This window comes from Nodularia spumigena CCY9414, assembly GCF_000340565.2.
Taxonomy (GTDB): Bacteria; Cyanobacteriota; Cyanobacteriia; order Cyanobacteriales; family Nostocaceae; genus Nodularia; species Nodularia spumigena.
Window position 1 is genome coordinate 2,203,994 of sequence record NZ_CP007203.1, and the last position, 12,776, is coordinate 2,216,769.

13 protein-coding genes and 1 pseudogene are annotated in these 12,776 nt (G+C 41.9%); 3 read left to right on the forward strand and 11 right to left on the reverse strand.

The annotated features are described in order from the left end of the window. Positions 1 to 53 precede the first annotated feature (53 nt). A complete protein-coding gene (locus NSP_RS26275; protein WP_173403276.1) occupies positions 54 to 278 on the forward strand; it encodes a hypothetical protein in 225 nt (74 codons plus the stop codon). A gap of 2 nt (positions 279 to 280) precedes the next feature. Here the strand turns inward: NSP_RS26275 and NSP_RS09810 are convergent, their stop codons facing one another. Continuing rightward, positions 281 to 598 (reverse strand): hypothetical protein, encoded by a 318-nt coding sequence (locus NSP_RS09810; protein ID WP_006197177.1) that lies wholly within the window; start codon positions 596 to 598, stop codon positions 281 to 283. Between the two features lie 2,469 nt (positions 599 to 3,067). Here NSP_RS09810 and hetF point away from each other — a divergent pair. Next, positions 3,068 to 5,605, forward strand: a complete 2,538-nt coding sequence (hetF, locus tag NSP_RS09815) for a cell division protein HetF (RefSeq protein ID WP_006197178.1) — start codon at positions 3,068 to 3,070, stop codon at positions 5,603 to 5,605. A 1-nt stretch (position 5,606) separates the two neighbouring features. Here hetF and NSP_RS09820 read toward each other — a convergent pair whose 3' ends face one another. The 3 genes from NSP_RS09820 to NSP_RS09830 form a co-directional block, all read right to left on the reverse strand. After that, a complete protein-coding gene (locus tag NSP_RS09820) occupies positions 5,607 to 6,164 on the reverse strand; it encodes a peroxiredoxin (protein ID WP_006197179.1) in 558 nt (185 codons plus the stop codon). A gap of 32 nt (positions 6,165 to 6,196) precedes the next feature. After that, positions 6,197 to 6,463 (reverse strand): regulatory protein SipA, encoded by a 267-nt coding sequence (gene sipA, locus NSP_RS09825; protein ID WP_006197180.1) that lies wholly within the window; start codon positions 6,461 to 6,463, stop codon positions 6,197 to 6,199. A 171-nt stretch (positions 6,464 to 6,634) separates the two neighbouring features. Further along, the gene (locus tag NSP_RS09830; RefSeq protein ID WP_006197181.1) at positions 6,635 to 7,123 is read right to left on the reverse strand and encodes a hypothetical protein; all 489 of its coding nucleotides are present in this window, start codon (positions 7,121 to 7,123) and stop codon (positions 6,635 to 6,637) included. Positions 7,124 to 7,358: 235 nt separating this feature from the next. On the opposite strand from NSP_RS09830, the pseudogene NSP_RS26850 reads away from it, so the two are divergent. Then, positions 7,359 to 7,769 (forward strand): annotated as a pseudogene (locus NSP_RS26850) (sensor histidine kinase); the annotation flags it as partial. On the opposite strand, the gene NSP_RS09835 reads toward NSP_RS26850, so the two are convergent. From NSP_RS09835 to NSP_RS09860, 7 genes are all read right to left on the reverse strand, one after another. Continuing rightward, positions 7,759 to 8,052: a transposase gene (locus tag NSP_RS09835; RefSeq protein WP_006197182.1), complete on the reverse strand. Its 294-nt coding sequence runs from the start codon at positions 8,050 to 8,052 to the stop codon at positions 7,759 to 7,761. The pseudogene NSP_RS26850 and the gene NSP_RS09835 overlap by 11 nt on opposite strands. An 8-nt stretch (positions 8,053 to 8,060) precedes the next feature. Next, positions 8,061 to 8,237, reverse strand: coding sequence for a hypothetical protein (locus NSP_RS25960; RefSeq protein WP_157133666.1), 177 nt, complete (start codon positions 8,235 to 8,237; stop codon positions 8,061 to 8,063). A 306-nt stretch (positions 8,238 to 8,543) separates the two neighbouring features. Next, on the reverse strand, positions 8,544 to 8,753 hold the full coding sequence (locus NSP_RS09840; protein WP_006197183.1) for a hypothetical protein: 210 nt from the start codon (positions 8,751 to 8,753) through the stop codon (positions 8,544 to 8,546). Then, positions 8,753 to 9,703 carry a DUF4351 domain-containing protein gene (locus NSP_RS09845; RefSeq protein WP_006197184.1) on the reverse strand — a complete coding sequence of 317 codons (951 nt, stop codon included), beginning with the start codon at positions 9,701 to 9,703 and terminating at the stop codon, positions 8,753 to 8,755. The genes NSP_RS09840 and NSP_RS09845 overlap by 1 nt, the downstream gene beginning before the upstream one ends. 177 nt (positions 9,704 to 9,880) lie before the next feature. Further along, the gene (locus NSP_RS09850; protein WP_231859565.1) at positions 9,881 to 10,396 is read right to left on the reverse strand and encodes a hypothetical protein; all 516 of its coding nucleotides are present in this window, start codon (positions 10,394 to 10,396) and stop codon (positions 9,881 to 9,883) included. Positions 10,397 to 10,518: 122 nt separating this feature from the next. Next, positions 10,519 to 12,135 (reverse strand): AAA family ATPase, encoded by a 1,617-nt coding sequence (locus NSP_RS09855; RefSeq protein ID WP_006197186.1) that lies wholly within the window; start codon positions 12,133 to 12,135, stop codon positions 10,519 to 10,521. 176 nt (positions 12,136 to 12,311) lie between these two features. After that, complete coding sequence (locus NSP_RS09860; protein WP_006197187.1) at positions 12,312 to 12,608, reverse strand: hypothetical protein; 297 nt, start codon at positions 12,606 to 12,608, stop codon at positions 12,312 to 12,314. Between the last annotated feature and the right edge of the window lie 168 nt (positions 12,609 to 12,776).

Genomic DNA, 12,776 nt, shown 5'->3' on the forward strand with positions numbered 1-12,776 from the left:
CCCAACTCCCAACTCCCAACTCCCAACTCCCAACTCCCTACTCCCTAGAAAATATGAGCATTACAGTTACAGGTACAATTGAACGCCGAAATATTGGTACTGGCGTTTGGGCGTTAGTTACAGATGAGGGTAATACTTACGAAATCCTCAGAGGTGCTGACAAAAACTTGCTTAAAGCCGGACAAACAGCAAAAGTTACAGGACAAGTACGTGAAGATGTCATGACTATTGCCATGATAGGCCCTGTCCTGGAAGTCAAATCTTTTGAAGTAGTTTAGCTTTAACTAGCCGCCGAATTGAGGACTTCTTGTAGACTAGTTCTAAACTCACCTTTGGGATGACCTCCTTTGACTTCACCCTTAATCTGAAATTCTCCCTCTGGAGATTCACAGATAATGTAAGTAGGCCATCCCATTTCTGATTTATCTGGATACTGAGATAACAAAACTTGGCGATATTTACGGTAACTAGCCGTATCTTGCATTTTCACGTCGATAAATTGCAAACCCAACTCTTCAGCCACCTTTTTGTCATAAAAAGACATTTTGTGGCAGATACCGCAGTCTTCTGAAGAAAATTTAATAACAGCTAAACTCATGAGGCTATGTATATATAAGCTTTAGGGAGACTACCACATCAGTCAAAAACCAACAATAAAATTCTAGAAAAAATTAATGCTTTGAGCAAACATCCGAGGAAATACTCCGTAGGTAAGCGATCGCAATTATTTATATAATCAATCAAAGGCTGTAAATTTTTATTGCATTGGGTGATCAAAGCGGCGCTCTAGGGCGGGAAAATTCGCCGGAAAGCCTGTGAGCAAATGATCCCCCGGCTTTTTAAAAGATCAAAGCTATCTAACAAAAATCTAGCTATTTAACTAAAAATTATGATAGGATAGATAAAACTACAATCAATACATCTACAAAATGTAGTTTTGCATAATATCTAGGCAATATATTAGGCAAATCTCATAAGTAATGCAAAAATGCAATACTGATTTGCTACAAGGCTAATAGTGTTAGGGTGAAGTAACCTAGAAAGTTTGATAAACCAACGTCTGCTAGGTAAGGGATGCAAAAGCTTACTTGGTGTGATAACTTTGGAACACTTGGCAAAAACCAATTATTAAAAAACTAATAACTTAAATCCTCTGTTACTTGTTTAACAGTCTTTAACTGCGAATATCAGGTAAAACTGTAAAAACGGTAAGCTCTCAAGCTCTTGATTTCCATTTGTCCAGTTCTATTTATTTATTGGTAGTCTTGTACAGATTTTCAGAAATGGTTGCAATCTAGGTTTTGTCAATAAACTCTGACAATATTAGGAATAAAAAACTATCTACAGTAGAACATTTTCATAATCTTGCGTTATAATGTTTGCCTAAGCAACAACAAATGAGCTAAGGCTATCGGCAGAAGACTTTCTCAAAAAACTCCATCGAATCTTTGCCGGCAAAGGGAGTTAGTTATCAGGGTGCATCTACTAATTAAATGTTCTCAGGTTGAGTCCAGCCCTCCGGATAAATCTTTCCCAAGATTTGTTATTATTCTGTTTTAATAGAAAAAACCCCTAGTGGTGGCAGCCAGCCAGGGGAGTTAGTTATCAGTGTGTATCTACCAATCAACTTTTCTAGGATCAAATACCATGTTCCGGATAAAATTGTCACAAATGGGAATGTTGGTTCTACCCAACATAAAAAAATCCCTCACTGGTGGCAGTCTAGGGGAGTTAATTATCAGGACGCATTTATCAAGCATCAGTTAAGTTTGTTCTGGACAAAATTATCATTAATGATATGATGGTTGCTGTTTACAGAAGAAAAAAATTCCCCAATGAGTGTTAGTCAGGTAGGGGAATTAATTATCAGGTTGCATCTACCAATTTAATCTTCGCGCTGCAACTACCATTCTCCGGAGAAACCTATCATCATCAATAGTGTAAATTGCATAAAAAAATCCCCCAACGGGTGTTAGCCAGTCAGGGGAGTTAGTTATCAGGGTGCATCTACTAATTTAATCTTCGTGGCACATCTACCATTCTCCGGACAAAATTTCAGAAACTGTGAATTGCATAAAAAAATCCCCCAACGGGTGTTAGCCAGTCAGGGGAGTTAGTTATCAGGGTGCATCTACTAATTTAATCTTCCTGGYACATCTACCATTCTCCGGACAAAATTTCAGAAACTGTGAATTGCATAAAAAAATCCCCCAACGGGTGTTAGCCAGTCAGGGGAGTTAGTTATCAGGGTGCATCTACTAATTTAATCTTCCTGGCACATCTACCATTCTCCGGACAAAATTTCAGAAACTGTGAATTGCACAAAAAAATCCCCCAACGGGTGTTAGCCAGTCAGGGGAGTTAGTTATCAGGGTGCATCTACTAATTTAATCTTCCTGGCACATCTACCATTCTCCGGACAAAATTTCAGAAACTGTGAATTGCACAAAAAAATCCCCCAACGGGTGTTAGCCAGTCAGGGGAGTTAGTTATCAGGGTGCATCTACCAATTTAATCTTCCTGGTACATCTGCCATTCTCCGGACAAAATTTCAGAAACTGTGAATTGCACAAAAAAATCCCCCAACGGGTGTTAGCCAGTCAGGGGAGTTAGTTATCAGGGTGCATCTACCAATTTAATCTTCCTGGCACATCTACCATTCTCCGGACAAAATTTCAGAAACTGTGAATTGCACAAAAAAATCCCCCAACGGGTGTTAGCCAGTCAGGGGAGTTAGTTATCAGGGTGCATCTACCAATTTAATCTTCCTGGCACATCTACCATTCTCCGGACAAAATTTCAGAAACTGTCAGAAACTGTGAATTGCACAAAAAAATCCCCCAACGGGTGTTAGCCAGTCAGGGGAGTTAGTTATCAGGGTGCATCTACTAATAAATTTTTCTATGCAGGTGGGAGCTAATCCGGATAAACTTATAGCCAAGGGAGCAAAATAATTTAGTTGAGAAACATTCAGTAGCAGGATGCATCTAAGGTATCAGACGGAGCGAAAAATCGAATTGAAACTTTCGCGTTTCAAACTAGATTTAGGAGGCGAACAGGAAAAGTTGTGACCCAGGAATTTCACATTTCCGTAACCCCAGTAGGGCAGAATGACTACTTGGTACGGACAGAACAAGTCGCGCCTGGGGTGCCATTGGCAGAAGAACTGGTAACCTGGCCTGTAACTGAGTGGTTGGCATCTGCGGCACATTTAATGAATGACCCACTGAAATCGGTGTTACAGGGAGAAGCTATGGCTAGAAACTCTGTAAATCTGGTGGAATTGGGACAGAAATTTTATAATGCACTGTTTCAAGGCACTCTCAGAGACAGTTGGATTACTGCCCAAGGTATTGCCCAGAACCATCAACAAGTACTGCGGCTACGTTTGGGGCTAAAAGATATCAGGTTAGCGCGTCTGCCTTGGGAAGTGATGCACGCTGGCGATCGCCCCCTGGCGACTGGCCCTTATATTGCTTTTTCTCGCTATCAAACCGGAATGATGGCTGCATCTGGTTTGCCATCCAGAAACAGACCAACACTACCACAAACTGGTGGTGTGAAAGTCTTAATGGTGCTAGCTTCCCCTCCTGATCAGGTTCGCCTCGATTTACTCAAACAAGAAGCTATTAACCTCCAAGCTGAACTTCACCGTCAAACACCACAAACTGACGAAAGTGGCCATCATTTACCCGATATTGAACTAACCCTGCTAGATCAACCAGGGCGCGAAGAATTAACCCAAGCTTTAGAACAAGGAAGATACCAAGTTGTACACTACTCCGGTCATAGTAACTTAGGGCCCAACGGTGGACAAATTTATCTTGTCAGTAGAAGAACTGGCTTAAGCGAAACTCTGAGTGGTGATGATTTAGCAGGCTTGCTGGTTAACAATAATATTCAAATGGCTGTGTTTAATTCCTGTTGGGGAGCATATACAGCTACATCCGATTTGGTAGGGGATATGACGGGTGAACGTAACTTGACAGAAAGCCTAGTAAGGCGGGGCATTAGAGGCGTTTTGGCTATGTCCGAAAGAATCCCCGATGAAGTAGCCCTAACGTTGACACAATTGCTTTACCGCAACCTCAGCCAGGGATATCCTGTGGATTTGTGTGTCAGTCGGGTACGTCAGGGGTTAATTTCTGCTTATGGTTCTCACCAGAGTTACTGGGCGTTACCCACTCTATATCTTCAACAAGATTTTGACGGTCGGCTATGTCCAGAAATATCTTCAAGTGCAAACTCACCCAACGGGTATAGTCATAATCAGGCTTTGAGAACAAACCCCACTGCTATGTATTTTGCGACGGCAAATGATACTGAGATAGTTTTACCCATTGATGATATGATTCCTTCGGGTTTAGGTCATGATTCTTCAGGGCTAGACTGGCTAGGTGAGGAGACTTGGGGCGATTTAGTTGATGAAATTGAGTATGATGACGACCCTCACTATGCAGAAGATTCGGCTTTAGTTTCCGATTTATTTCGTCAGCTAGATCACCAAAAAGCAGCAAATGAGCAATTGCATCTGAATCGGGGAGTTGTGCAACCGATGAAAGATTACCAATTTCAGGAATATTCGGCTGTTGAAGATGATGCTTCCCTGGATCAGGACGTAGACTTATGGGGAGAACCACCAGAAAAGGTCACTGAAGCTACTGGAAATTCTACACAAGAGCAGAATAATCTCCGTTTAAGGATAACATCGTCACCAGTCCCATCAACTCCTAAACCCCGTACCCGTTATAAACTGCGACCTATTGTCAGTATTGTGGGCGCAAGTGCATTAGCGGCGCTGACTCTAGGTTTCGCGTTCATGATTGGCTTGGGTTGGTGGAAGCAAAATCGACAAGCCTTATTTGTACCGGAAATAGGTGATATTCCTACCGAGTCTCAAATCCGCCCCAATCAGCCAGAAATCGACATCAAACAGGCTGATACTGGAATTGTTACCGCTAAAGCTACAGAAAAATTAAGCCAGGGCGACTTGCAAGAAGGGCTGGTAGTGGTAGAAGAATTGCTGAATCGTGGTGCGCTGAGGGCGGCTTCAGCCGCCCTGAATTTAATTCCACAAAACCAACTTGATGATCCATCTGTTAACTTTTTTAAAGGGCGATTAGCATGGCAGTTTGTCCAGACTGGAAACAAAAAATACAGCATTGATGATGTCCGCCGTTATTGGCAAATTGCTGTAAAATCTCAGCCAGAATCGATTTTATATAATAATGCGTTGGGATTTGCTTACTATGCCGAAAATGATTTAAATCGAGCTAATAACTCTTGGTTTAAGGCTTTGGATTTAGCTCTCAAACAGCAAAATACTGCCTCTATTAAACCAGTAGCAATCAATACGGAATTGTCTGAGGAAGCTTTAACTTCCTATGCTGGATTAGCTCTGGGGCTATATAAATCTGCATATAATCAACCAGGGACGAGTAAACAAAAACAATATCTCAATGAAGCAATTAAGTTGAGACAAATGGTGATTACTAATCAGCCAGTGAATTTTCAGATAAATGAATTGAGTAAGAATTGGTTGTGGTCGGAAAAGGCGATCGCAGATTGGCGATCGCTCCTTCAGGCAAAAGGTGAGAAGATTTAAGCTAAGAAGCTGAGGACTGCAATTTTTCTAGTTGCGCCAAAACTTCTGTACTGTGGACTGATGGGTTGACTTTCACAAAAGTTTCACGCAAAATTCCTTCGGGATCAATGATAAAACTATGGCGCATGGATACAACACCGATCCAAGAACCATAAGCTTTACTCACCTCCCCAGTGGTATCAGCTAATAGGGGAAATTTTAGCCCCTCTGAATCACAAAATTCGGCGTGGGAATCAATATCATCTGCACTCACACCAATAATCTGAACGTTTTTTTCTATGTATTTCGGTAAGTCTTGCTGAAAACGACGAGCTTCAATGGTGCAACCAGAGGTAAAGTCTTTGGGATAAAAATAGAGAACTACCCACTTACCCCGCCAGTCAGAGAGGGAAATTTTGCCCTTACCTGTGTTGGTGGGTAAAGTAAACTCTGGTGCTGGCTGATTGATTGCCGGCAGTTTACCACCCATAGCATCAGCAGCCGGGGTAAAATGCAACCAACTGATGACAGCAAAACAGCTGACAAGTAATATATTTAAAAAATTGCGCCGAGAAATCATGGTGCAAACCAAAATGACAACTTTACATAAGTTTACATTTGTTCGTTACCTTCTTCTGCTTCCAAGTTAGATTCAGGTGGTGTATCTGTGCTTTCAATATATTGGCTATCTAAGAGAAATTTGCCTTTCGCAAAGTGTATACCCCAATATCCTCCAGGACGACGATCTAGGACTGTTCCCTCTTCCCCAATAGAAATTACATCTGGGGGGCGTAACATGGGCATGGGATCTGCGGTTTTGACGTAGGTTGGTAGTGCGATCACTCTGACTTTACTACCAATGGCGAATTCTTGAGACATTTTAGATTAACTTAGGAGTTTTACTAACTCATAACTCATAACTCCTAATTTTTACTAGGTGTGGGGCTAATTTTTTATTGGGTGTGTGGGAAATAGGAAAGGGGATGGCATGATTTCCCCTGATTCCTGATTCTGCAAGCAGCCTGTTAAAAATAGTTGCGGATAAAAAGTTTATTGGGAATTACGTTGCTGACGGCGCGAGCGCATATTTTGTCGCATTTCCTGCATTTGTTGACGCTGTTCGGGAGTCAAAACTGCTAACATCTGTTCTTTAGAGGCTTCCCGAATTTGACGCATTTGGGTTTTCTGTTCTTCACTCAGATTTAAGTTAGCCCAACCCTTTTTTCCTCTTTGTCCTTGTCCTGCTTGTGGTTGACCTTGACGTGCTTCTTTTGCAGCTTGCAATGTTGCTTTTTGTTCTGGGGTGAGAATTGCCTCGATTTGGGCGCGAGTATTGCTTTTAATGGTCTGCATTTCAGCTTTTTGGGTATCTGTTAAATTTAAGCCTTGCCAAGCACCTTTTTGACCTCTTTCGTTTTTGGGCATTTGTGCCAGTTGTAGAGGTGAAGAGGATCTCATTTGTGCTTGAACAGCAACAGGTATTGCAGTTACAGTTAAGGCGATCGCTCCAGCGAGCAGTGATAATGGTTTGAGTTTCATAGTTGATTTCGTGTAGTTTCCTGGTTGGATGTCACCATCATAAGAAATCCCCAATCACACTGACATGAGCATAAAGTCACGATTACACCCATGACTTTAGTCACGATTCATTACCGAAAATTGTCATTGGTAATTACATATAAATTACTCTATAGATAGAAAATAAATTTGGGTTGATGAAATTGAATATCAACCAAAATCTCTAGTATCCCCAAAAATAAACATCTCAAATTCCATGAGTCGTCCTATTCAATTTAACAATCATCCTTTTCGATTTTTGCTGTATTTGGAGTGGGTATTATTAGCGATCGCGGTTTTTACAGCTGCCCTATCATCTCCTTCCCCACGCTTTAATGCCAGGTTCCCAGAACTGACTATTTTTAGTCTGATTATTTTTGGGATCATGGGTTTAAGATTACCCACCAGTAACTATTTAAATAAATTAACCTATACAGCCTGCCAAATTTTATTGATTGTCACAACAGGATTTTTTGGGGGAAGAATTGCTAGGTTATTCCCCTTTCTCTATATAATTTTAGTAACTCGTAGTTGCCTAATTTTCAAATTGCCTGGACGGTTGTTAGTTACCAGTATATCATTTAGTTTATTTTTGCTCACACTCAGATATCGTTTATTTAAATCGCCGGCTCTTTCTCTTGTTTGCCACGATATTTTCGTTTCCAATAAACTGCTAAATTACAACGACCAAACCCTTTATTTTGTGTGAGATTGACATCAGGATAAAATCGGCGGTCACCGGGAGAAAGTGGAATCGTATGTAGCGGTTGAAAATCTTGCCTTTTTTTCCGAAAAGTAGTGTCCTTTTTTTGTCGAAAAACATACTTTAAACCTTGACGGTGCAACCAACTGGCTAATTCAATCCCATGAAATTCTCTATCCCCAATCACCACTAATTGATAATGTTTCAAGAGCCGGATTACCGTAAGTGACGACGACGGCTATTTTGTTGTATTGGTAAAGGTATAGTAGCAGCCAATCTTTCTATTTTTACTTGTTTCTGACTTTGTAGCAACCATACCAGCATTTTTAGAGTAATTAATTGTGTACGGCTGAGGTACTTGGATAGGATTGGTTGATAGAATGAGGGTAACATTTATTTCGGGTCTTGTTAATTTGACGAGACCATTCTTTTTTACCATCAAACTGTCCCTCTTAATTAGCTGTCTAATAACCACATAGTATTGTCAATAAGAACCGTTTTTTTTGAGAGGGTCTGTTACTTCAATCCCTCTGGGAGTAATACTTTTACCATTTTTGTCGCCCCCTCAACTAATTCTTATTAAGCCTCTTTCTTCTTAATTTAGTTTAGTTCTTATGTACTACTTTAGCGCTCTTTTCTTGATGTGTGACAGTTGAGGGTGCGGAATGTGGGTTAATATCTACTGCTTTGACATCTAACTTATTTGCCTAGACTCTGGCGAAATGCTTGATGTCCTGTAAAACGCGATCGCGTTTTACAGGACATCAAAGCCTGCTCAATTGCATCCTGTTGTTTATCTTTAGTCAAATACTGTGGTAATTGGATGTAAAAGCGGCTTTTGCAAGTAATCATTACCTGTTTTACATCGGCTGACTCTACCTGCAACATTAAGCGGCGGACTCGATACATCACCTTAACCAAAACCTTAAATCTTCCACATTCGAGAAATCTAACAACGCCTCACTCAAATCTTCTAACTGCGCCAGCTTTAATTCCCGCACTTGCGCCTCAATTCCCGGTTCAACTTTTCCCAACTTCCGCTTAAGCAAACGAATCACAATAGAAACTTCTCCCTCTCGTTTCCCCCGCTCAATTCCCTGCTCAATCCCTTGCTCAATCCCCTGCTCAATTCCTTGTTCAATCCCTTTTTGCATCCAACTGGTGACAATCTGCATAACTTCCTCCCGTGCTTCTGGTTCAATCCTACCAAGTTCTTCTTGAAAAGATTGCTCCTCCGATGCTGTAAGATTTAAATAGGTATCCACAAAACCCGAAATTAACTGCATTTTCGCAGGGTCTAACCGCAGTGTCACCAATAACCGCAGACACTCGGACTTAACTTTGGGACGGTCTGCTGGTGCAATCTGCATTTTTGCCATCAGCGCACTAGCGACTGGGTTTGCTTGTCCCAGATAGTCGCGCCAATTGAATTGATTTAGTTGAATAACCCGATAATTAAATTTTAACACCTCAAATTGGGGAAATTCTACTTTAAATTGAGTTGCAGCAGCTTGCTTTGGTTGGTCATAAGAAAACACCACAATCGGATAAATTGGCAAATCGTACTTTTCATATAAACGCGCAAAATAGCGAAACATTCGTTTACCAAAATTTGCTTGTGCTGTGGCTTGGTTCTCTACATGAATCAAAAAATAAGATGGTTGACCACGGAACTGTACTTGGACAAGTAAATCCGCTTCATAATGTTCTCCGGCTGTTACGTCTGTAAATACTTCCTTATCCAAAAACACTAAAGTATTTGGTTCTATATAAGAGATTACATCCGGTACAAATAACTCAATAAACTCCATAAAAAAAGTTGAAATGAGTTCTTTAAATAAACGGTCATGATCAATCATGGCTCATATCCCAACTCTTGCAAAAATCCTAACATCTTCACCTCAGCTTTATCCCGTTTTTCTATTAGCCTACGCTATTTATCTAATTTACCAACGGGAAAGAAATCACGGTAGATATTGCATGGCGTTGGGAATGGGAACGAGTGTTAGAATATGCCAGCAGTCAGGCTGATCAAGCTACTCCTCCCGATTAACCAGCACCCCATCCACACACGCAATTCCCCACTGTAAAAACTTCGCCAAAAGCTTCTTGATCACGATTTGCAAAGCAGGATCATCATTCCAGCACTCGTAAAGAAACTCAAAATCAGGTTTTTCCCCAAGTATCTCTGCCATCTTTAATTTGTCCATCCGTTTTGGTCGTGCTTTTAATCGGGTTACGATGCCTTCACTCGACCATTTTTCATTATTGTGGTCAGGTGCGGCGGAAAGAGTGTGCTGATGATGAGTTGTGTTCTCATCGCCCGGAACCTTGTTTTCACCTATCAACGTAGTTTGTTCATTTTGGGCAACGGGCGCGGCGGAATAAGTGCCTTCTCTACGAGACGCTGCGCGAACATGACAATCTTTCGGCTCAACATCACAATTTTGGTTTTCTCCCTCCAAAAAAGCAGATTCGCCCTGTACAGCATCCACAAGCGCCAGCGATGTGCAGTCCGTTACCGTAGGTAACTCTTCTTGTTTTTCTTCCACGCCCTCAACAATCTGAGGCGATGCACCCCCCAAGGGTGCAATCGCCGTCTCCTCCACTATGATTGCGAGGTTGGATATTCATATTTATTTGTCTAAAAAATTACTGGCAAGGGTAAAACTAGTTAGCCTTGCCAGAGTCGCAATTTATCTCTGGAATATTTGTCGGTTTTCTGAAATTTTTCTTTCGAGTGTTCCCAAGCGACGACAACTTCCTCGCCCAAGTCCTCAATTACTTTCCCTCTAGCTACATAAAACCTATCGTAGGGGTCAGCGTGAGCAACGATAGAACCAAGTCCAATCACGGGAGGTTCAGCAGATGCTTTCTGGAGTGCGGCAATTAAATCTGTTTCCTGGGTAGTCAACTCTGCTAAATAGTCCTGTTCAATAGCCTGATATTCTTGAGCAACATCCCAAAAGTCTTGCCAACTACACCCCGGCTTCACCAGTACCTGCCGAATATCACTAACTGCTTGGGGCAATAGTTGCAATTGCTCGGCTCGATATGCGATCGCTTGAGGTGTCGGTTCACTGCCCAAAATCAGAGCCGCAGCTTCCAGTGCTTGGGTGTTGTTCATGGCACTGGCTAAATGCCCCAAAGCCAAACCCATGAGCCTTAAGCATTCTTGGGCATTTTCTTTGGGTGGTTCGGTGGCTAGCGATCGCAGATCAATTGTCCTCTCCAGTGCCTGTTTTACCTGCTTATTTAACGCTTTAGTAGCTTGTTTGTTGAAAGTGTTCCCCCACTGCTGACTCGGATGTTCCTGTACCGCGTGTTCCAATTCCTGAATGCGTTGCTGAAGTTGCTGGTTTTCAAACTCCAGGTGGCGCAGGTTTTCCATCTCGTCCAACCGTTGCTGCAACTGAATGTTCTGCTCTTTCTGTTGTTGTAATAATTTCTGGTATGCCTCCAGTTGTTCTTGAATTTGTGCTTCTGGTCTGGCTGATGCTTCGGCTTGCAAACCTACCCTCAATTCTTGTTCTAGTCGCTCTAACTCCTGTCTGTGCTGTTGTTCAAGTGCGGCAATGACTTCGGTGTATTCTGCGGGGTATCTGCGCTCTCTAGGGAAGGATACGCTGAAAGTATCTAAATCAGCATTGTTGATTAGTAATCTCTCGCCATCAGGGAATGTCACAATCTGCTGATAATTGTTGGGTGGATCTGCCTCAATTATTCCCGATTCCCCATATTTAAAATGCGATTGTGATGAAACTGTGACTTTAGTTATTTCCGGAACCATTGGTTCCTGAACAGGATGTTTTTTTCTCACAGTCGGAGGAACCACTTTCTTGGCCGCAGCAGCAAAGTCTGATTCACTAGGAGAAGGGTTTTGTTCCAGCGCGATCGCTAAAGCTTGTTTGAGTTTCTCTGGTTCTTTGACCAAACGCAGTAAAGGACGGGATTGACGCTCGTTTTTGATATGTCCGCCAAATTCACCGGCGGCTTCAATGACCTTCTTAGCCCCTAGCAGCTGGTTTATCCGTCGGTAGCCACCCCAGGCAGACAATTCACGCTGGCAGTATTCTTCAAAGTTTTTGTAGCCACCCTCAAGGTAAATCTGTTGTTCCCGCATTTGGAGAATTTTATCCACTGCTTGCCACTCAAATCGGTCAATGGCAGCGAAGGTTTCTTTGATACTGGTGTTGAGGTCAACGTAATCAAGGGCTGGAATCGGTTTGGAGTTTCCGGTATTCCATTCTGTGCATGATGTAGAATGATTTGGTATTGTTTGTGTAGTCATAATAGCCTTATCTATCGGGTTATGTGCCGTCCCCACTGGTAGCCTGAGAAACTTGCAGTGGGGATTCTAGATTTATATCTGCTGCTGACTTATTTGCTTTTGTGTTTGTGTTTCCAATTTTTATCTGTGGTTCGCTGATTGATCCGCCCGTTACATATGGCGATCGCTTTTAGTTGTTACGCTGCAATTTGATGTTGAACAAAATCTAGCAGAGGAGGGAATATCCTTGATTTGTCAGCAGAAACCAGTACAAATACTACATTGCTAGAAATTGGTTCCCGAATGTAGTTGTAAAGAATAGCAAATGCTGCTGTAGTCAGATAATGAGCATTTCTCAACAAAACTACAACCTTAGAAGCATCCACCTGTGTAAGCAATGTTTGTATACGCTTAATTAGCCTTTCAATACCTTGGGCTTCATAACCCTCAGTGGCTTCAAAATCTATAATTTGGTCACATATAAAAGATGTCATTGTTTTTCCTCTGTGTTTTCAACTTTCTCAACAGTGCCATCGGCGCGCCGTCGCCAGCCATCTATAATTACATCGTCTTCAGGGTTACGAAGGTTTGAGGGATCACGCCAGCCATAATTAATAGGGTTGATGGCTGGTTCTATTTTTTTGTTAGGTATTTCGTCCTTA

Coding starts and splice junctions, on each gene's coding strand:
- NSP_RS09820 (WP_006197179.1), bottom strand. CDS start 6,164: ATGATTTCTCGGCGCAATTTTTTAAATATATTACTTGTCAGCTGTTTT.
- NSP_RS09855 (WP_006197186.1), bottom strand. CDS start 12,135: ATGACTACACAAACAATACCAAATCATTCTACATCATGCACAGAATGG.
- NSP_RS26275 (WP_173403276.1), top strand. CDS start 54: ATGAGCATTACAGTTACAGGTACAATTGAACGCCGAAATATTGGTACT.
- NSP_RS25960 (WP_157133666.1), bottom strand. CDS start 8,237: ATGTTACCCTCATTCTATCAACCAATCCTATCCAAGTACCTCAGCCGT.
- sipA (WP_006197180.1), bottom strand. CDS start 6,463: ATGTCTCAAGAATTCGCCATTGGTAGTAAAGTCAGAGTGATCGCACTA.
- NSP_RS09830 (WP_006197181.1), bottom strand. CDS start 7,123: ATGAAACTCAAACCATTATCACTGCTCGCTGGAGCGATCGCCTTAACT.
- NSP_RS09810 (WP_006197177.1), bottom strand. CDS start 598: ATGAGTTTAGCTGTTATTAAATTTTCTTCAGAAGACTGCGGTATCTGC.
- NSP_RS09845 (WP_006197184.1), bottom strand. CDS start 9,703: ATGATTGATCATGACCGTTTATTTAAAGAACTCATTTCAACTTTTTTT.
- NSP_RS09860 (WP_006197187.1), bottom strand. CDS start 12,608: ATGACATCTTTTATATGTGACCAAATTATAGATTTTGAAGCCACTGAG.
- NSP_RS09840 (WP_006197183.1), bottom strand. CDS start 8,753: ATGTATCGAGTCCGCCGCTTAATGTTGCAGGTAGAGTCAGCCGATGTA.